This window comes from Pseudomonas sp. Pseusp88 (assembly GCF_047303955.1).
Taxonomy (GTDB): Bacteria; Pseudomonadota; Gammaproteobacteria; order Pseudomonadales; family Pseudomonadaceae; genus Aquipseudomonas.
The window spans coordinates 101,896-121,103 of sequence record NZ_JBGLYM010000014.1 but is presented as its reverse complement, the minus strand read 5'-3'; the positions used below and the strand labels follow the sequence as shown (position 1 = coordinate 121,103).

At 60.9% G+C, this 19,208-nt stretch carries 13 protein-coding genes and 2 pseudogenes; 6 read left to right on the top strand and 9 right to left on the bottom strand.

The genetic code is table 11. The features are described 5' to 3' along the window. The 7 genes from ACCD02_RS18440 to ACCD02_RS18410 form a co-directional block, all read right to left on the bottom strand. Window positions 1-1,146 (bottom strand): FAD binding domain-containing protein, encoded by a 1,146-nt coding sequence (locus ACCD02_RS18440; RefSeq protein ID WP_413304724.1) that lies wholly within the window; start codon window positions 1,144-1,146, stop codon window positions 1-3. Window positions 1,147-1,156: 10 nt separating this feature from the next. Next, window positions 1,157-2,275: an alkene reductase gene (locus ACCD02_RS18435; RefSeq protein ID WP_413304721.1), complete on the bottom strand. Its 1,119-nt coding sequence runs from the start codon at window positions 2,273-2,275 to the stop codon at window positions 1,157-1,159. A gap of 124 nt (window positions 2,276-2,399) precedes the next feature. Continuing rightward, on the bottom strand, window positions 2,400-3,029 hold the full coding sequence (locus tag ACCD02_RS18430) for a DsbA family oxidoreductase (protein ID WP_413304718.1): 630 nt from the start codon (window positions 3,027-3,029) through the stop codon (window positions 2,400-2,402). A gap of 107 nt (window positions 3,030-3,136) precedes the next feature. Continuing rightward, window positions 3,137-4,045: a LysR substrate-binding domain-containing protein gene (locus ACCD02_RS18425; protein ID WP_413304716.1), complete on the bottom strand. Its 909-nt coding sequence runs from the start codon at window positions 4,043-4,045 to the stop codon at window positions 3,137-3,139. A 280-nt stretch (window positions 4,046-4,325) separates the two neighbouring features. Next, window positions 4,326-5,552 (bottom strand): c-type cytochrome, encoded by a 1,227-nt coding sequence (locus ACCD02_RS18420; RefSeq protein ID WP_413304713.1) that lies wholly within the window; start codon window positions 5,550-5,552, stop codon window positions 4,326-4,328. Continuing rightward, window positions 5,549-7,312, bottom strand: coding sequence for a GMC family oxidoreductase (locus ACCD02_RS18415; RefSeq protein WP_413304711.1), 1,764 nt, complete (start codon window positions 7,310-7,312; stop codon window positions 5,549-5,551). The genes ACCD02_RS18420 and ACCD02_RS18415 overlap by 4 nt, the downstream gene beginning before the upstream one ends. Before the next feature lie 6 nt (window positions 7,313-7,318). Beyond that, complete coding sequence (locus ACCD02_RS18410; RefSeq protein ID WP_413304708.1) at window positions 7,319-8,068, bottom strand: gluconate 2-dehydrogenase subunit 3 family protein; 750 nt, start codon at window positions 8,066-8,068, stop codon at window positions 7,319-7,321. Between the two features lie 438 nt (window positions 8,069-8,506). On the opposite strand from ACCD02_RS18410, the gene mrdA reads away from it, so the two are divergent. Continuing rightward, a complete protein-coding gene (mrdA, locus tag ACCD02_RS18405) occupies window positions 8,507-10,399 on the top strand; it encodes a penicillin-binding protein 2 (protein WP_413304706.1) in 1,893 nt (630 codons plus the stop codon). 178 nt (window positions 10,400-10,577) lie between these two features. On the opposite strand, the pseudogene ACCD02_RS18400 reads toward mrdA, so the two are convergent. Continuing rightward, window positions 10,578-11,168: pseudogene (locus ACCD02_RS18400) on the bottom strand (methyl-accepting chemotaxis protein); the annotation flags it as partial. A gap of 270 nt (window positions 11,169-11,438) precedes the next feature. Then, window positions 11,439-12,569 (bottom strand): annotated as a pseudogene (locus tag ACCD02_RS18395) (cache domain-containing protein); the annotation flags it as partial. A gap of 216 nt (window positions 12,570-12,785) precedes the next feature. Between ACCD02_RS18395 and poxB the strand changes: the two are divergent. The 5 genes from poxB (at window position 12,786) to ACCD02_RS18370 (ending at window position 19,207) form a co-directional block, all read left to right on the top strand. After that, window positions 12,786-14,504 (top strand): ubiquinone-dependent pyruvate dehydrogenase, encoded by a 1,719-nt coding sequence (gene poxB, locus ACCD02_RS18390; protein WP_413304703.1) that lies wholly within the window; start codon window positions 12,786-12,788, stop codon window positions 14,502-14,504. Window positions 14,505-14,926: 422 nt separating this feature from the next. Further along, entirely contained in the window at window positions 14,927-15,787 is an 861-nt protein-coding gene (locus ACCD02_RS18385; protein WP_413304700.1) for a MurR/RpiR family transcriptional regulator, read from the top strand. Between the two features lie 21 nt (window positions 15,788-15,808). Beyond that, window positions 15,809-16,369, top strand: a complete 561-nt coding sequence (gene ddpX, locus ACCD02_RS18380; protein WP_413304698.1) for a D-alanyl-D-alanine dipeptidase — start codon at window positions 15,809-15,811, stop codon at window positions 16,367-16,369. Between the two features lie 174 nt (window positions 16,370-16,543). Continuing rightward, window positions 16,544-18,100: an ABC transporter substrate-binding protein gene (locus tag ACCD02_RS18375; protein WP_413304696.1), complete on the top strand. Its 1,557-nt coding sequence runs from the start codon at window positions 16,544-16,546 to the stop codon at window positions 18,098-18,100. Between the two features lie 90 nt (window positions 18,101-18,190). Further along, the gene (locus ACCD02_RS18370; RefSeq protein WP_413304693.1) at window positions 18,191-19,207 is read left to right on the top strand and encodes an ABC transporter permease; all 1,017 of its coding nucleotides are present in this window, start codon (window positions 18,191-18,193) and stop codon (window positions 19,205-19,207) included. Window position 19,208: the final 1 nt, after the last annotated feature.

Here is a 19,208-nt window from a genome sequence, read left to right as displayed (position 1 = left end):
TCAGGCGGACTGGACGATGCCCATGATGCGGTTGCCCATCTCCATGCCCCATTCGCTCATGCGCGCGCCCTCCAGTAACTGACGCTGTTGCCAGGCGAGCAGGGCCGCATCAAGGTCGCCTGCGTTCTTGAACGCCTGGACCAGAGCCAGGGCATTGGCCGCTGCCTTGGCCGTGCTGCCTGCTGTATGTGGGCGGGGCACGAAGGCGGCATCGCCGGTCAGCAGCACCCGGTTGAACACCATCTTCGGCACCTGAAAGTCCTGAATGGCCTGGACGAAGATATCGTCGGTCAACTCCACCAGCGTCAGGAACGCCGGATTCAGGTGTTGTTGGGCCATGCCCCGCAGCCAGGCATCGCGCTCGGGCGCGAGGCTGCCCGGTGGCACCGAATGACCGCGGCGTACGCCGTCACGGTCAGTGAGCACCGCATCCAGTTGCGCACCCTTGGCCGCCTTGAGATACCACAGCCAGTTGTAGCGCCGCTGCTGGTCGGCCACCGAGCCATCGAGGCCCGGCACCATGTACTCGAGCATCAGTGATTGCGGGTCCTGCTGGAATACGAAGTTCTCCCGTAACAAGCGCGCCGCGCTTTCCGGCAACTGGCGTTCCTCGATCAAACCGCGCCAGACCACATACCCCGAATACGAAGGTTTCATGCCCGGCAGCAGCAGCTGACGCACCGTGGAACCGGCACCGTCGGCACCGATCAGCAGATCACCTTCAGCCTCGCGACCGTCGGCGAAGCGGGCACTGACCCGCTGTTCATGTTGATTGAGGCTGATCAGTTCTGCTGCGCGGTGATAGTGGGCTTCGGGGAAGCCAGCCATCAGGGTGTTGTACAGAGTGTTCCATGAGGTTTGCATCTGCGGCATCAACTGTTGATGGGCGATGCTGCCATCCCGACGCAGGTAAAGGCGTTCGTGGGACATGACCCCCAAAGCATGCCCGGGCCTGATCCCGGCGCAACGCAGGGCGTGCAGCACATCGGGTTGCAGGACGATGCCGCCGCCACGGCTGTCCAGCTCGGCAGCGGAGCGCTCGAAGACGTCCACCTCCCAGCCACTGGCACGCAGGAGCGTCGCCATGAACAGGCCGCCCAGGGACCCACCGATGATCAGGGCTTTTCCAGATGCAGAGGTGCTCATGGGCGGATCCTCAAGAGGCAGGGCCTAGGGCCGGATAGTCGATATAGCCCTTGGCATCGCCGCCGAAGAAGCTGCTGCCGTCGGCGTTGTTGAGAGCGTGGTTGCCGTGCAGGCGTGCAGGCAGGTCCGGGTTGGCAATGAACGGGCGGCCAAAGGCGATAAGGTCGGCGCGGCCGTCGAGCAGGGCTTTCTCGGCACTGGCCTGGTCATAACCGCCCGCGAGCATCAGTACACCGCGATAGTCGTGGCGCAGTTGTTTGATGATAGCGTCCCAGTTCGGGTCGTAGTTTTCGTCCAGCACGGTCCCGACCATGGCGGGTTCGACCAGGTGCAGATAGGCCAGGTCGAAACGACTGAGCTGGCGGGCGATATAGCCGAAGGTGGCTTGCGGCGTGTCATCGCCCATGCCCATGAAGCGGCCCATGGGTGTCAGGCGCACAGCCACACGCTCGCCGCCAATTTCCTCGACCACGGCATTGACCACTTCCAGCAACAGGCGGGCACGGTTCTCGAAATTGCCGCCGTAGCAGTCCTCGCGATGATTACTGTTGCTATTGATGAACTGGTCGAGCAGGTAACCGTTACCGGCATGGATCTCGACGCCGTCCATTCCGGCGAGCATGGCATTGCGCGCGGCCTGGCGGTAGTCCTCGATAATCGTCGCGATGCCTTCCAGGCTCAAGGCCTGGGGCACCGGTACATCACCCCAGACGCCATTGCCCTGGTCATCCAGAATAAAGGTCTTGCCCGGAACCGGCAGGGCGCTGGGCGCAACCGGCAAGCCACCTTCAGGCTGGAACTGCGGATGAGACACGCGGCCGACATGCCAGAGTTGCAGAAACATATGGCCCCCGGCGGCATGCACCGCATCGCTGACGGCTTTCCAGCCTGCGACCTGTTCGGCGCTATGGATGCCCGGCGTCCAGGCATAGCCCTGGCCTTGCTGGGAAATCTGCGTGGCTTCGCTGACAATCAGTGCGGCCGAGGCGCGCTGGCGGTAGTACTCGACGTTCATGGCGGTAGGCACGTTACCGGCACCTGCCCGGGAACGTGTCAGGGGCGCCATGGCGACGCGGTGATCGAGCAGCAGTTCGCCGATTTTTACTGGGGTAAACAGAAGACGGGTCATATCGGGTATTTCCAGAGAGTGGAGAACACTGTGGGACCGGCTTTAGCCGGGAATCGCATTCACGGCTAAAGCCGGTCCCACGGATGCATTGCAATTTGGTTGCGCTGTGTTTTGTCAAAGCCGCTCAGGCCACGCGCCCAAGGTTCAGCACCTGGGCAAACACGCTGACCGGCTGGGCGCCGCTGAGTATCTGCTGGTTGATACGAATGCTCGGCACCGACTGCACACCGTCCTGACGGGCCTGGCTCTGCTCGCTGAGCAGCTCGGCCACGCCTTCGCTGGAGGCGAGGAAGCGCAGGGTCTCTTCGCGGTCGCGGTTGAACGGCGCGGCGATATCGGCCAATACGATGGGGTCGCCGATATCCAGGCCGAGGGCGAAATAGCCGCGGAAGATCGCCCGCACCAGTGGCCGGGCGTCACCACCGTCCTGCTGCTCGCGCCAGACCAGACGATGGGCGGCGAAGGTATTCGGGGTTTTTTCGATCAGCTCGTAGTTGAACGGCAGGCCCGCCGCCGCACCGGCCTGGGTGACCTGCGCATCCATCGCCTGGCTGCGAGCCCAGCTGCCGAACTTGGCGCTGCGGTATTGGCGACGGTTCATGCCGTGTTCGGGCATATCGGGGTTGAGCTGGTAGGGCACGAAATGCACGCGCACCTTATTTTCCAGGCCAGTCTGGTCCAGGGCGCGGTCGAGATTGCTCTCGCCGATCCAGCACCAGGGGCAGATAAAATCGGAGATGATTTGCAGGTTCATGGCGTTCTCGGGTAAGTGATTTCAGGGCTCTAAGGTAGAGCGGCTGGCTTACTCCGAGAATCCGGCTGAGGCGCAACGCAGCGTTGCGTAAATAACAAGAAGGGCGGTCAGACGGGGCGCAGCACCATCACCTCCTCGAGGAATTCGATAAAGGCATTGATCCGTTTCGAGCCACGATGGTTGGGCAGGTACAGGGCGGAAATCGTCGGAACGGCATTGTTGGGCGTAATCGCCCAAGGCTCGAAGAGGCGCGTCAACTGGCCGCTGACGATATCGCAGCCGACCAGCCAGTCCGGCAGCAGGGCCAGGCCGACTCCGGCCAGGGCTGCTTCGCGCAGCACTTCGGTATTGTTACTCTTGACCCGGCCACTGACTGGTACACGAAGCTCTTCGCCATCGCGGACGAAGTTCCAGATCTGCTGTGCCGAGCTGTAGTTGAAGCGCAGGCAGCTCAGGCCGGTCAAGTCCTGGGGCGATTCGGGCAGGCCGGTTTCAGCCAGGTAGGCAGGGCTGGCGACTACGAAACGCTGGAAGTTGCCCAGATGGCGGCTGACCACGCCGTCCATGGGCGCCGCCGAGCCGAGGCGGATCGACAGATCAATGCGTTCGCTGACCAGGTCGACAATGCTGTCGGTCAGGGTGATATCCAGCTCCAGTTGCGGGTGCTTCTGCATCAGCCTGCCCAGGTAGGGCACGATGCAGCGTCGACCAAATTCAACCGGCAGCGATACCCGCAGCTGTCCGCCTGCCAGCTCGCCTCGATCATTGATCTGCGCATCGGCTTCGGCCATGTCTTCGAGAATCTGCCGCGCCCGCAGGTAGTAGGTAGCCCCGGCTTCGGACACCGTGACCTGACGGGTCGAACGATTGAGCAGGACCGCACCCAGCTCGGTCTCCAGGCTGTCGATCATCCGCGTCACAGAGGACGTGGCAATGTTCAACTGCCGCGCGGCGGCCGAAAAACCCTTGGCATCGACACTGGCGACGAACATTTTCAGGGCGAGCAGTTTATCCATGTAAGCCTCGGGCCGGTTGTGGTGGGGCAGTGATAGCAGAAAGCGCGGCGGCTGTCCGGGAGGATTGTGCTGTTTTGTGCTGCCACCGCCGAACCCGCAGGAGCCGGCTTGCTGGCGACAGCGGTGGCGCAGGTAACGATGATGGTATTGGACAGCCACGTCGGCTCTCACGCCACTATTGCCAGCAAGCCGGCTCCTGCGAGGGAATGCGCTGGGCCATAAAAAATGCCCGACCTGAAACCAGGCCGGGCATTTCGATTCACCTCAGTGCTGCCCGCTATTACTTGGGCTGCAACTGCTCACGCATGGTCTTCACATCGCCGGCCGATACCGCCGGGGCGGCGTTGCCCCAGCTGTTGCGCACGTAGGTCAGGACATCGGCGACATTGTCATCCGACAGGTTCCAGCCAAACGCCGGCATGGCCGGAGCGGTTGGCGCGGCGTCAGTGGCACCGGCACGGCTGCCACTCAGGACCACGCGAATCAGCGAGGCCGGGTCGGCACCGTTGACCAACGGCGCCATCGCCAGTTTCGGGAACAGATGGGCTGCCCCTTCACCGCTGGACACGTGACAGGCCGAGCAGCGATCGGCATAGATCGCCTTGCCCGCGACCATGGCCGGGGTATTGGCGGCCAGTGGTTGCGGTGCTTCGCTCGGCTTGGCGCCATCCTTCAGATAAACGGCCACCGCCATCAGGTCTTCGTCCTGCCAGTGCTGGGACGAGTGTTCGACTTCTTCAGCCATCGGCCCGGAGGCGATGTCGAAGCGGTTGGCGCCGGTCTTCAGGTATTGGACGATATCGTCCTCGCTCCAACTGCCGATGCCGCTATGGGCATTGGCAGTGATATTGGGCGCGACCCAGCCCTGCAGATTGGCGCCGCCAAGGAACTGATCGGCCTTGTCACCACCGGTCAGGCCCTTGGGTGTGTGGCAGGTGCCGCAGTGACCCAGACCCTCGACCAGATAGGCGCCGCGGTTCCATTGCGCGGACTTCTGCGGATCTGGCTTGAACTCGCCCTGCTTGAAGTTCAGCAGGTTCCAGCCGATCAGGCTGCTGCGCACGTTGAAGGGGAAGGGCAACTGGTTGGTCTCGACCTTGTTGTCTACCGCATCGACGGTTTTCAGGTAGGCCCAGATCGCCTGATTGTCTTCGCGGCTGACCTTGGTGTAGGCGGTGTACGGCATGGCGCCGTACAGCAGCTTGCCATCCAGGCCGTGACCGTTGGACATGACATTCTGGAAGTCTTCGAAACTCCAGCGGCCGATGCCAGTGACCTGGTCCGGTGTGATGTTGGCACCCAGCAGTTTGCCGAACGGCGTATCGATGACCACACCGCCGGAAAACATCGGTTTGCCGGGCAGGGTATGACAGGCGGCACAGTCGCCCAAAGTGGTCAGGTAACGGCCCTTTTCCACGATATTGTAAGAGTCGGCGCCAGTCGCGGCATGGGCGATATTCAGGCTCAGGCCGAGCACGCCGATGCAGGTCGCAAGTAAAGTCTTCATAGGGTGATCATCTCCCCTGGGCGTTTCAGGTAGCGGGTGCGAATGGCGTCCGCAGCCTTGAAGGCCAGTGCCGCGACGGTACCGGTGGGGTTGTAGCCGGGGTTCTGTGGAAAGGCCGAGGAGCCGACCACGAACAGGTTCGGCACGTCCCAGACTTGCAGGTATTTGTTCACCGAGCTGGTCTTCGGATCGGCGCCCATGATAAAGCCGCCGACGATGTGCGACGACTGGTAGGGTGCACTGTTCCAATGACCTTTCTGATAGCTGTCGACCATCTGCCGCGGGTTCATCGACTTGGCGATTTCATGCACCTTGCCGGTGACATAGGCAGCCATTTTGCGGTCGTTCTCCGGGAAGTCGAAGGTGATGCGCAGCAACGGGCGGCCCAACGGGTCCTTGTAGGTCGGATCCAGGGACAGGTAGTTGGTGCGGGTGGCATAGCTGCTCGCTTCGCAACCGATGGACATGGTACTGGCGTAGTTCTGCACCGTGGCCTTCTTCCATTCCTTGCCCCAGGTCGGGGTGCCCGGTGGTAGGGGACGCGAGTCGATGGGCGCGGCACCGATCGGGGTGACCCGGGTGCTGCCGCCGCCGACGAAACCAAGGCCGGAGTGGTCGAAGTTGTCGTTGTTCAGCTCGTCGATGCCCATGCCGATGGCGCCGCCACCGATAAACGGGTTGAAGTTCTTGTCATCGAAGAACAGGCGCACGTTGTTGGCGGTCTGGTAGGCATAGTTGCGGCCCGTGGTGCCGGTATTGGTCACCGGGTCGTAGGGCTTGCCGACGCCGGACAGCAGCATCAAGCGTACGTTTTCGAAGATGAACGCGCTGATCACCACCAGCTCGGCAGGTTGCTCGAACTGGTCGCCGTTGGAGTCAACAAAGATGATCCCGGTGGCGCGCTTGCCGGTGCTGTCCATGGTTACCCGCAGCACTTCGCAGTTGGTCTGGGCGGTGAAGTTGGGCTTGCGGATCAGCGCCGGCAGGATCGTGGTGATGGCGCTGGCCTTGGAGTAGTTGGCGCAACCGTAGTTGGTGCAGAAACCACAGAAGGTGCAGGCGCCCATGGTCACACCCAAGGGATTGGTGTAGCTGCGTGATACCAGTGCCGAGGGCACAGGGAACGGCTTGTAGCCTAGGTTCTTCGCTGCTTCGGCGAACAGGGTCGGCGCGTAGGTCTGGGCGGTCGGCGGGTTAGGGTATTCTTCCGAACGCGCGCCTTCGAAGGTGTTGCCGCCTTCTTGAATGACACCCTTGATATTACCGGCCTTGCCCGAGATCCCGGCCAGACGGTCGAACTTGGTGTAGAACGGTTCCATCTCTTCCCAGTCGGTGCCCCAGTCCTGCAGGGTCAGCTCGGGGGACAGTTCCTTGCCGTAACGTTCGGTCAGGTGGCTGTGCAGGCGAAACTCATTGGGCTGGAAGCGGAAGGTGATACCGGCCCAGTGATTGCCCGCGCCGCCGGTGCCGTTGCCGGGGTGAAATGAGCCCCAGGAGCGCATCGGCAAGGCGGTTTCGGTGACGTTGTTGCGGATGGTGGTGGTGTTCTGCCGGGTGCGTAGCATCAGGTCCTGGCGACGGTTGTAACGCAACTCGTCTGCCGCCGAAGCCACGTTGAAGTCAGTTGCAGTATCACGCCACGGGCCGCGTTCGAAGCCGATGACGCGCAGGCCTTCATCGGCCAGTTCGTTGGCGATGATGGATCCGGCCCAGCCGAGTCCGACAACCACGACATCGGTGGAAGGTAGTTTCTTGACCATGGTGGATTAACCCTTTTTGTTCCAGGCAGAGCTGCCGATGATGGAGAGCGGCACGAGGTTCAGCTTCTGGTTATGCAGGGCGATGTAGTCGCGGTAGTCATAACGGGCGCCGGGGAAACCGATCATTTTCCACGACACCATGTCGCGGTTGCCGCCATAGATCGGATCGGCGAAGAAGCCTTCCATGGTGTTGCCCAGCACCTGCTGGAAAAAGAACCTGGCATCGATGCCTTCGAGGGCGATATCGCCGTGCTCAATGCCGCTGAGGACCTTGTCGCGTTCTTCCGGCGCCAGGGCGCTGAACGCTTTCTGATACTGCTTCTGGCAGTAGCCGGTCAGGGCGGCGATGCCCAGGCGATAGCGTTGCTGCGGCACCAGCGGCGACTGGTCGCCCTGCATGGGCGTGCCTTGCTCAAACGGGCCTTGCATGTAGAGACGGGCAAAGGTGCCGTATTCGCCGGCCAGTTGCCGGTCAATGAATATTGCGCAACCTGCGTCCTTGCCACTGACACTCAGGTCATCAGCGGGAATCAGACGCTCGACGATGGCCTCGACTTCCCGGCCTTCTTCGGCGGTGAAGAATTGCCAGCCGGGGGTGTCGTAGTGCATCGGACCGTTATGGTCGAACGGCACCCATTGCGGCAGCCCGTTGAGGGTAGCGGCCTTGGCCGTGGCAGCCGCACCGGCGGCCAGGGTCGTGGCGGACGATACCAGCAGTTGCCGGCGCGTCAGGCCTTTGGGGGATTTCTCTGTCATTCAAGGCTCCTGCGAACACCTCTCGGCCAGGCACAGCAAGGCTGGCCCGTTCGAGGCTTCCAGTGTTCGCGACTGATTACGGTTTCATGCCTGGCGCCTGGCGGTGCCGGGCGATGAGCACTCACGCTTGCCTGTGACATTCGGTCCTCTGGCTGGCCAGCGCACTTATGGCGCACGCTAGGCGGGGGAGTGCCAGATTCCTCTATTCATCTTTTTTCAAGCGTGTGGGGATGATAGATGTGTTACCAAACGTTGCGCCGCGCTTATTTTGTAAATGAGTATTGTGCTTTCTGCAACAATCGGTGAGCTTTCGTGCTATCGCTGAGGTGAATCGTCCAACAGTTCCATGCTGACCAGCAGTTCTTGGTATCGTGCGCAGCGCAAAACTGCGGAAACATTTTTTTACCTGTTTTTGTCCTTTACCGAGATGCTGTAGTAATGCCTGATCCCATTCCGTTAAAAGATCACGAAAAAGAGACCGGTCTGGTCAACCGGCGGCTGATAGCCTGCGCCCTGGTCGTGATGATCCTGAGCGCCTGCCTGGTGGCGCGTATGTATTTCCTCCAGGTTATCGAGTTCGACTATCACTCGACCATTTCCGAAAACAATCGTGTTCATGTACTGCCGATCCCTCCGGAGCGCGGGCTGATCTATGATCGCAACGGTGTGGTGCTGGCCGATAACCGGCCCAGCTTCAATCTGACCATGACCCGCGAACGCGCCGGGGACTCCAACGAAGTGCTCAATGAATTGATGAGCATCCTCAACCTGCCTGCCGAAGACCGCATCCTGTTCGACAAGGATCTCAAGCAGGCTCGTCACCCCTTTGAACCGGTGACCCTGCTCTACGAGTTGACCGAAGAACAGATCGCCTTGCTGGCCGTGAATCAGTTTCGTCTGCCGGGGTTGGACGTCGAGCCGCAATTCGTCCGCCATTACCCGCTGGGTGCGCACTTCGCTCACTCCATTGGCTATGTCGGGCGAATCAACGAGAAAGAAACCAAGCAACTGGACTCGGTCGACTATCGGGGCACACAGTCAGTGGGCAAAACCGGGATCGAGCGGTTCTACGAGTCCGAATTGCATGGGCATGTAGGTTATGAAGAAGTCGAGACCAACGCCCAGGGCCGTGTCCTGCGCGTGCTCAAGCACACAGATCCGACCCCCGGCAAGAACATCACCCTGAGCCTGGATATCCATCTTCAGGAAGCCGCCGAGGAAGCCCTTGGCGACCGCCGTGGCTCAGTGGTTGCAATCGAGCCGGAAACCGGCGAAGTGCTGGCTATGGTCAGTAAACCGAGTTTCGACCCGAACCTGTTTGTCACCGGCATCAGCTTCAAGGAATATGCTGCACTGCGTGATTCGGTCGACAGGCCGCTATTCAATCGGGTCCTGCGCGGGCTCTATGCGCCAGGCTCGACGATCAAGCCGGAGGTGGCGATCGCCGGGCTTGACTCAGGAGTGGTCACGGCCCAGACCAAGGTCTTCGACCCCGGTTACTTCCAGTTGCCGGACTTCGATCACAAGTACCGTAACTGGGCCCACAACGGCGATGGCTGGGTAGACATGGACGCGGCGATCATGCGTTCCAACGACACCTATTTCTATACGCTGGCGCACAAGCTGGGCATCGACCGGCTGCATGACTACCTGGCCGAATTCGGCTTGGGGCAGAAGGTCTCCCTGGACATGTTCGAGGAAGCCTCGGGGCTGATGCCGTCGCGGGAATGGAAGCGCGCAACCCGGCGCCAGGCCTGGTTCCCGGGGGAAACCGTGATTCTCGGCATCGGCCAGGGCTATATGCAGGTTACGCCGTTGCAACTGGCCCAGGCCACCTCGCTGATCGCCAACAAGGGCGTGTGGATTCGCCCGCATCTGGCCAAGGAGGTCGGCGATGTCGCGCCAGTGGACCCGAACCCGATGCCCAACATCGTGCTGCGTGACCCGAGTGAGTGGAATCAGGTCAACGAGGGCATGCAGATGGTGATGCACGACCCGCGCGGCATCGCCCGCGCCGCTGCCCTCGGTGCGCAATACCGTATCGCTGGCAAGAGCGGTACGGCCCAGGTGGTGGCGATCAAACAGGGCGAGCGTTACGACCGCCTGAAAACCCTTGAGCGCAACCGTGACAACGCCCTGTTCGTTGGCTTTGCCCCGGCGGCCCACCCGAAAATCGTCGTTGCGGTCATGATCGAGAACGGCGAGGCCGGTGGCCGTGTCGCCGGCCCTGTGGTCCGGCAGATTCTTGATGCCTGGCTGCTGGACAAGGAAGGCAAGCTCAAGCCGGAGTACGCGGCGCCGGTCAAGGCGCCGGGTGATCCCAAGGTGTAGAGCCTGTTGGACCCGGTGGCGCCCGCTGGCACCGTCTTGTTCTGCCGCCCAATCGTAGGGCACAGGCGCATTTTGCAGCCAGTCGATTGGCCGCAGTGTATTCGTAGGAGCTGCCGAAGGCTGCGAGTGGGGTCTGCACCGCTTTCGCAGCCTTCGGCAGCTCCTACAAGTTCATGCGTTAGACCAGCTTGAAACGCCGTACCACGGCATTGAGCTTCTCGTTGGAAGCGGCCAGGGTCGCGGTGCTCTGTTCGTTGACTGTTCCGCCGGCCACCAGCTCTTCAACGATGTGACGCACCGCGACCATATTACGGTTGATCTCGTCACTGACTGCACTTTGCTCTTCGGCGGCAGTAGCGATCTGGGTGCTCAGGTCGTTGATGCGCACCACCGAGTCGGTCATCCCGTCCAGGCCTTCGTTGACCTTGGAAGTCTTGTCCGCCGTGGCCTGGCAACTCTGCTTGGTTTTCTCCATGGCAACAACGGCCGCGCTTACACCCTGTTGCAGGCGGGCGAGCATTTCGTTGATTTCCGACGTGCTGGCCTGGGTGCGACCGGCCAGCGCGCGGACCTCATCGGCGACCACGGCGAAGCCGCGGCCCTGTTCACCGGCGCGGGCGGCTTCGATGGCGGCGTTTAGGGCCAGCAGGTTGGTTTGCCCGGCGATTTCGCCGATCACCCCCAGTACCGAGTTGATGCGCTCGGCGTCCTGTTCCATGGCACGCACGGTGGTGGTCGCCAGCTCCACTTCACTGATCAGGTCACGCACGCTGTTGGAGGCATCTTCCACCACCAGTTTGGAATGGCGGGCATTCTCGTTGGCAACCTGGGTCATGCTCGCGGTCTGGGCGGCACTGCGGGCCACGCCTTCGGCAGTGGAGCTCATCTCGGTGACGGCGGTGACCGCCTGATCGGTCTCACTGGCATGGCGCGTGAGAATCTTGCTGGTACCCCGAGCCTGGCCACGCAGTTGCTCAATACCTTCAGCTATCAGCACGGAAGAGTCCGACACCTCGGTAACCATTTTCTGCAGGTACACAAGGAAGCGGTTGACCGAATGGCCGACCGCACCCAGTTCGTCCTCGGCACGGATCACGATGCGTTTGGTCAGGTCGGCATCACCGGCCGACAGGGTGTCGATATTGGCCTTGAGCACGGCCAGGCGTTTCATCAGCTGGCGCAGGGCAACGATGATGATCAGCAGCAACACGATGACCATGGGGATCTGCAGGGCGGCGAGGGTGCTAAGGACCTTACTGCTCTGGGCGGTCAGCAGTGCGGTGGGTTGCGCCACCGCCATCAGCCAGGGCGTGCCTTCGATGGGTTGCAGGAACAGGCTGTAGTCGTCGCCGTCGTTGCCTTTGTAAGTGCTGCGCACGACGCCGCTGCCACTGGCGCTTTTCAGGCTGGTTTGCAGCGCTGCGGCAAAGGCGGACTGAGCGGACAGCTCGGAAACGTTCTTCAGCACATTGTTGCCGGCAATTTCCGGCTGGTTGCTGAGGACCTTGCCGTCTTTCTCGACGATCATCAGCAGCGCATGGATTTCCCGCTCTTTCTGCGCGACCAGCTCATTGAAGAAGCCCAGGGTCACGTCGATGGTAGAGACGCCGTAGGCCGCGCCATCCTTGCTGATGGCCATGGCGCAGTTGGTGCGTGGCTCGGGGCTGGCGTCATCGCGATAGGCATTGGCCCAGTTGCATTGCCCGGCCGGGGCCTTGAGGCCACCGAGATACCAGGACTGCTCGAAATAGTTCTGCGATTCCGGGGAGTTCCAGTGGGTGTTGACGATCAGCTTGCCGCTGGCATCGCGATGATAGAAAGTGCTGTGCTTGGCGCGTCCTGGCGTGCGCTTGTCCGGCAGCGGCCAGACCCCGCCGCCGAAAACCTTCAGTTCGCCGTACTGGTTGACCAGAAACGGCAGCAGGCGGTCGATGCTGTCGCTGTCCAGCTGTGGCACAGTTTCGGTAATGACCCGCTGCTGGGCCTGGACCTTGGCCAGCTCGGTCTTGATCACGTCACCGATCTGCGCCGCGGCATTGAGCAGATGGCGCTCGTCAGTGGCCGTCAGGCTCGGCGTAATCAGCAGGTTGATGCCGACACCCGTGAGGATGGCGATCAACAGCACGAAGCCGACAAATGTAGCGGTGTAACGAGCGAATATTGTTTTCATTGTTGGGCTGCCGTCCGCTGTAGAGAGAGGGTCTCCAGGGTCATCGGCTGCGAATGGGCGGGCATGAGGGTGGTAGGAAGATTCCTACGAGATTTGGCGGTTTTGACCTGTTTTAGTCGAGCGCCGCGCTGAACTGTCCTGACCCTCACAGGTCGATCTAGAGCGCGCGGCACAATCGCGGCCGCGTTTTCCATTGACCTCGACAAGGAAAACCGCATGTCCAGAACGATTGCCGATCATCTCGCCCAGACCCTCGCCGATGCCGGTGTCAGCCGCATTTGGGGGGTGACCGGGGACAGTCTCAATGGCCTGACCGACAGCCTGGAAAAACTGGGCGCCATCCGCTGGATGCATACCCGCCACGAAGAGGTCGCAGCCTTTGCCGCCGGGGCCGAGGCGGCGGTGACCGGTACCCTGGCCGTATGTGCCGGCAGTTGCGGGCCGGGCAATCTGCATTTGATCAATGGCCTGTATGACTGCCATCGAAATCAGGTGCCGGTATTGGCAATTGCCGCGCATATTCCGTCCACGGAGATCGGCCTGGGTTACTTCCAGGAAACCCGCCCCCAGGAGCTGTTCAAGGAATGCAGCCATTTCGTCGAACTGGTCAACAGCGCCGAGCAATTCCCCCGAGTGCTGGAGCGGGCCATGCGCGCGGCGATCAGTCAGCGCGGCGTGGCAGTAATCGTACTACCGGGGGATGTGGCCCTGACTGCTGCGCCGGAAACCAAGGCGAAATGGGTCGACGTGGTAGCGCCGCAAGTGCTGCCGGGCGAAGTGCAACTGGATCAGGTCGCACAATTGCTTAACGACTCCGGTGCCGTAACCCTGCTCTGCGGGGCGGGTTGCGCCGGCGCCCATGATGAGCTGCTGGCCCTGGCCGACACCCTCGGTGCCCCGGTGGTGCATGCCTTGCGCGGCAAGCAGCATGTGGAATACGACAATCCCTTCGATGTCGGCATGACCGGCCTGATCGGTTTCAGCTCCGGCTATCACGCCATGTTGTCCTGCGACACTCTGGTGATTCTGGGCAGCAACTTTCCCTACCGGAATTTCTATCCGGAGAACGCCCAAATCATCCAGATCGATATCGACCCAACGGCACTTGGGCGTCGCACCCCGTTGACCCATGGCCTGGTCGGCGGGGTGAAGGAGACTCTTGCAGCCCTGTTGCCTCGGCTCAAGCGCCAGGAGAACCGCCGCTTCCTCGACAAGGCGCTGAAACATTACGCCAAGGCCCGGGAAGGGCTGGACGAACTGGCCACGCCCTCGGCACCTGGCGAGCCGATCCATCCGCAATACCTGGCCAAAGTGATCAGCGATCAGGCCGACGACAATGCGATCTTTACGGTCGATGTCGGCACACCGACCCTTTGGGCCGCACGCTACTTGAAGATGAATGGCAAGCGCACCCTGCTGGGTTCGTTCAACCACGGCTCCATGGCCAACGCCATGCCCCAGGCCCTGGGCGCCAAGGCGGTGGATCCGCAACGCCAGGTTATTGCCATGTGCGGCGATGGCGGTCTGTCAATGCTGCTTGGGGATCTGCTCAGCGTTCGCCAGTTGGACCTGCCAATCAAACTGGTTGTGTTCAATAACAGCTCCCTGGGCTTCGTCGATATGGAGATGAAGGCGGGCGGTTATGTGCCCCATGGCACCGATCTGTACGAGACCAACTTTGCCGGGATCGCTCTGGGTGCCGGGATCCTCGGCATCCGAGTCGAGAACGCCGAAGAGCTGCCCGGTGCATTGCGCAAGGCTTTCGATCACCCGGGGCCGGTACTGGTGGATGTGGTCACCGCCAAACAGGAACTGGGCATCCCGCCGAAGATCAAGCTGGCCCAGGCCAAGGGCTTCAGCCTGTACATGCTGCGCACAGTGCTGAGCGGGCGAGGGGATGAAGTGATGGAGTTGATCAAGACCAATTTGCGCTGAGGTTTTCGAGTATTGGTAGGTCGATGTGTGGGAAATTCTATGTTTGCTTTAAAGCCAGAGCAGCCCCTTCGCGGATGAATCCGCTCCCACAGATCCGACGATGTGCACGCGCTACTGTGGGAGCGAATTCATTCGCGAAAGCTTTATTCCGGACGCCGCCAATGTGTTGGATGTACTGGCCTCTTCGCGAATGAATTCGCTCCCACAGTTGCTTCACGATTGATGTTCATAAGTTATTTTGTGCGTTTTTTTGCCCTGCAAACGCGCATTTCCCAATCTCCTCGCACCACCTTGAGCCACTCAAAAACTTTCTGAAAATAAGCGTTGTGCCATCATAAAATCGGATGTTATGTTGATAACATCATTGCAATTACCTGAATCGTTTCTAACATTTATGCGCCCGCTGCAGGATGCTTTCCGCCATGACACCTACGGACAAAAGCAGCTTTATCGACGCTCTGGAGCAGCGCTTCAGCGAGCTGACGCCGACGGGCAAGCGCATTGCCGGCTATCTATTGGCCAATCCGCAGAAGCTGCCGTTCGAAACTGCCGACAGCATTGCCCAGCAAACCGGCACCACCGGGATTTCAGTGGGGCGGTTCTTTCGATCCCTGGGTTATCGCAATATCGATGACGTTAAGCAGAGTCTGCGCGGTGATACCGGCAATACCTGGGTGCTGACTGACCGGCTTGGCGCGTTTCGCGAGGAGAGTACTCACGGCGACGCTCTGGAGCGCTCGCTCAATCGTGAGCTGGAGGCTATTCAGCATGTCTATGCCTTGGCGCGCACTGACGTGTTCAGCCGCATCGTCGAGCGCATCCATGCTGCCGATGCGGTATTTATCGTCGGCATCCAGACCACTCGCGGCATTCTCACGACCTTCTTGAGCCACCTGGAATACATCCGACCCAAGGTCTACTACGTCGATGGCCTGTCCGGCACCTATGCCGAGTCGCTGAACTCCGAGTTCGCCAATCCGTACGCAATCATTGCCGACTTCCGCACCTATTCCAGTATCACCCGCACCTTCTGCGAAGTGGCTAGCCAGCAGAATTTGGCCCTGGCCTTTGTCACTGATTTTCACTGTCCATGGGCGCGGGATTACCCCATGGATCTGCTGCAGCTCAAGTCTGACGTCGGCCAGTTCTGGGACTCCCCGGCGCCTCTGGCCTGCCTGTTAAACCTGATGGTTTCTGCCGTGGCCGAAAAATACGGCCAGCACCTGGACGAACGCCTGGCGAAGAACCGGCGCCTGCAAGAGCTGTTCGGCCAGTTTGAATAATTGATTTTTTGGAGCAATCGAGTGAACCCCACACCCCTTGTCGAAATCGACGCCCAGGCCCTGCAGGTTGAGATCGATCTGATCTACGCCGGGGCCGATAATCTGGCCGGCAAGCCGATCTATCAGGACCCGCGTTGCCTGCTGCATGTCGATGCCGAACGCTGCCTGCGCCTGGCCAGCCGTCTGGCGCGTCAGGCCGGTTACAGCCTGCGGATCTTCGACGCCTATCGACCGCCCTACGCGCAGTTGCTGTTATGGCAAGCCTTGCCTAATCCCGAATACGTACGTGACCCGGGCCTTGGTTCCCATCACAGCCGTGGCGTGGCGGTGGACCTGACCCTGATTGACGCCGATGGCCAACCCCTGGACATGGGCACCGGTTTCGACGACATGCGCGAGCAGTCCCATCAGTTTTTCCCCGATCTGCCCGTGGCGGTGCAGCGCAATCGCCTGCTTTTGCTGGGGATCATGCTCGGTGCCGGTTTCCGCCATATCGACAGCGAGTGGTGGCACTTTGAGTTGCCCGATGCCGACGACTATCCGCTGATCGACGACGGTTCGATCCAGCCGGCCAGTCATTGAGCGTCACCCTGAACATGACCGGGACACTTATGAATCCCGGCGTAAATCCGGCCTGACCCTCTAACCAGTGTTGGCCGTTCTCGGAACGCCATGGCGCCCGAGCTTGTACTGCCCGGTATAGCTTCAATAAAAAACCTGACGAACTTCCATTTATCGAATGATCAAGGAACCGGCATGAACCCTATCTTCACCCCGCGCAAACTGGCTATGGCCTTGCTCTGCACTGCCATGGGACTCGGTGCCTGGCAGACCGCCAGTGCTGCTGTGCCGCAGGACACCCTGATGATCGGCAAACCGTCCGATCCCCAGACCCTCGACCCGGCCGTGACCATCGATAACAACGACTGGGCCGTGACTTACCCGGCCTACCAACGCCTGGTCACCTACAAGGTCGAGAACGGAGAGGGCAGCACCGAAGTCAAAGGCGAACTGGCCGCCAGTTGGACCACTTCCGCCGACAGTCTGGTCTGGGAGTTCAAACTCAAGCCGGGCAACAAGTTCGATGACGGCAGCGAAGTCGATGCCAACGCGGTGAAGTTCTCCTTCGACCGGGTGATGAAGCTCAAGCAAGGCCCGTCCGGTGCCTTCCCGGATGACATGGAAGTGTCGGTGGTCGACCCGATGACCGTGCGCTTCACCCTCAAATCGCCCTATGCACCCTTCCTCTCGACCCTGGCCCACAACGGCGCAGCCATCGTCAATCCGGCCGTGGCCAAGGAGGCCGGCGGTGCCGAAGCTTACCTGTCGACCCATACCGCCGGTTCCGGTGCGTTCAAGCTGACCGGCTGGCAGAAGGGCCAGACCCTGACCATGGAGCAGAACAACTACTTCGCCGGACCCAAGCCAACCCTGAAAAAGGTGGTGATCAAGATCATTGGTGAAGCTTCGGTGCGTCGCCTGCAACTGGAGCACGGTGATCTGGATATCATCGAAGACATGCCCCAGGACCAGCTCGAAGCCCTGGCCAAGAAGTCCGATATCGTTGTCGGTGACTACCCGTCGCTGCGTGTGACTCTTATCTACATGAACACCAAAAAGGCGCCGATGAATAACCCGGATGCACGTCGGGCCATCGTCGACTCCCTGGATTACGACGGCATCATCAACGGCATTCTCAAGGGCAAGGCCAAGGCCATGAACGGGCCGATACCGCGTGGTATGTGGGCCTATGACAACAAGGCGCCGACCTTCAAGCAGAACGTCGAGCAGGCCAAGGCCGATCTGGCCAAGGTGCCGGAGAAAATCACCGCGCTGAACTTCATGTACTCGGACAAGGACCCTAACTGGGAGCCCATCGGCCTGACCCTGCAGGCCGGCCTGCAACCTCTGGGCATCAACCTGAAGATGGAAAAACTGGCCAACGCCACCATGCGTGAGCGCCTGAACACCGGTGACTTCGACCTGGCTATTGGCTCCTGGAGCCCGGACTTCGCCGACCCCTACATGTTCATGAACTTCTGGTTCGACTCCAAGCTGCCAGGCCTGGCCGGTAACCGTTCGTTCTACAACAACCCGGAAGTCGACAAGCTGATCCGCGAATCGGCTGCGACCAACGACCAGGGCAAGCGCACCGAGCTGTACCACCAGGCGCAAAAGATCGTGCTCAACGACAGCGTCTACGCCTACCTGTACCAGAAGGCCTACACCTTGCCGATGCGTGAATCGGTCAAGGGCTACGTGTTCAACCCGATGCTGGAACAAGTGTTCAACATCGACACGATCACCAAGTAAGCCTTTGCTGGCAGTGCGTGACAGCAGCAGCGCTCCGACCGTGGGGGCGCTGCTGCGCTGTACCCCATCGATGCAACACCGAGGTGCCTGATGGCCTTCCTGAATATCCTGCGTAAACGCCTGGCCGGCCTGTTGCTGGTGGTGATTGGCGTTTCGTTGATCACCTTTGCCATATCCCATCTGATCCCCGGCGACCCGGCGCGGCTGATTGCCGGTGACCGCGCCAGCGATGCCATCGTGGCCAATATCCGCCACAACCTGGGCCTGGATCTGCCGCTGTATCAACAATACGGGCGCTATATGCTCGACCTGCTGCACGGCGACCTGGGCACGTCGATCCGCACCAGTCGCCCGGTACTGGAAGACTTGCGGGCGTTTTTCCCGGCGACCCTGGAGTTGGCCCTGACGGCCTTGCTGCTGTCGATTCTGATTGGCGTGCCTCTGGGCGTGCTGTCGGCGGTCTATCAGAACCGCGCCATCGACCAGTTCGCCCGCACCCTGGCGGTCACCGGCATTTCCACGCCGACCTTCTGGCTTGGCCTTGGGCTGATCGTGCTGTTCTACGGTCATCTGAACTGGTTGCCCGGCAGTGGCCGTATCGATGAGGGCATGGACGCACCGAACCGCATCACTGGCTTCTACCTGATCGACTCGCTGCTGGCAGGTAATCGCGAGCAATTCGTCAGCAGCCTGCAACACCTGATCCTGCCTGCGGTAACCCTGGCCTTCGTCAACCTGGGCGTGGTCGCCCGGCAGATTCGTTCGGCGATGCTCGATCAGCTCGGCGAAGACTATATCCGCACGGCCCGGGCCTATGGCCTGTCGCGCTGGGCGGTGATCCTGCGTCATGCCTTGCCCAATGCTCTGATTCCTTCGGTAACGGTGCTGGGCCTGATCCTTGGCGACCTGCTGTACGGCGCGGTGCTTACCGAAGCGGTGTTTGCCTGGCCGGGCATGGGTGCTTATGTGATCAAGTCGGTGCAGTCCCTGGATTTCCCGGCTGTGATGGGCTTCGCCATTGTCGTGTCCTTCATTTATGTACTGCTCAATATGCTCATCGATCTGCTTTACCGCCTGATCGATCCGCGCATCGGCGAGGTTGACTGAT

Coding starts and splice junctions, on each gene's coding strand:
- ACCD02_RS18375 (WP_413304696.1), top strand. CDS start 16,544: ATGAACCCTATCTTCACCCCGCGCAAACTGGCTATGGCCTTGCTCTGC.
- ACCD02_RS18435 (WP_413304721.1), bottom strand. CDS start 2,275: ATGACCCGTCTTCTGTTTACCCCAGTAAAAATCGGCGAACTGCTGCTC.
- ACCD02_RS18430 (WP_413304718.1), bottom strand. CDS start 3,029: ATGAACCTGCAAATCATCTCCGATTTTATCTGCCCCTGGTGCTGGATC.
- ACCD02_RS18415 (WP_413304711.1), bottom strand. CDS start 7,312: ATGGTCAAGAAACTACCTTCCACCGATGTCGTGGTTGTCGGACTCGGC.
- ACCD02_RS18410 (WP_413304708.1), bottom strand. CDS start 8,068: ATGACAGAGAAATCCCCCAAAGGCCTGACGCGCCGGCAACTGCTGGTA.
- ACCD02_RS18440 (WP_413304724.1), bottom strand. CDS start 1,146: ATGAGCACCTCTGCATCTGGAAAAGCCCTGATCATCGGTGGGTCCCTG.
- ACCD02_RS18420 (WP_413304713.1), bottom strand. CDS start 5,552: ATGAAGACTTTACTTGCGACCTGCATCGGCGTGCTCGGCCTGAGCCTG.
- mrdA (WP_413304706.1), top strand. CDS start 8,507: ATGCCTGATCCCATTCCGTTAAAAGATCACGAAAAAGAGACCGGTCTG.
- ACCD02_RS18385 (WP_413304700.1), top strand. CDS start 14,927: ATGACACCTACGGACAAAAGCAGCTTTATCGACGCTCTGGAGCAGCGC.
- ACCD02_RS18370 (WP_413304693.1), top strand. CDS start 18,191: ATGGCCTTCCTGAATATCCTGCGTAAACGCCTGGCCGGCCTGTTGCTG.
- ACCD02_RS18425 (WP_413304716.1), bottom strand. CDS start 4,045: ATGGATAAACTGCTCGCCCTGAAAATGTTCGTCGCCAGTGTCGATGCC.
- poxB (WP_413304703.1), top strand. CDS start 12,786: ATGTCCAGAACGATTGCCGATCATCTCGCCCAGACCCTCGCCGATGCC.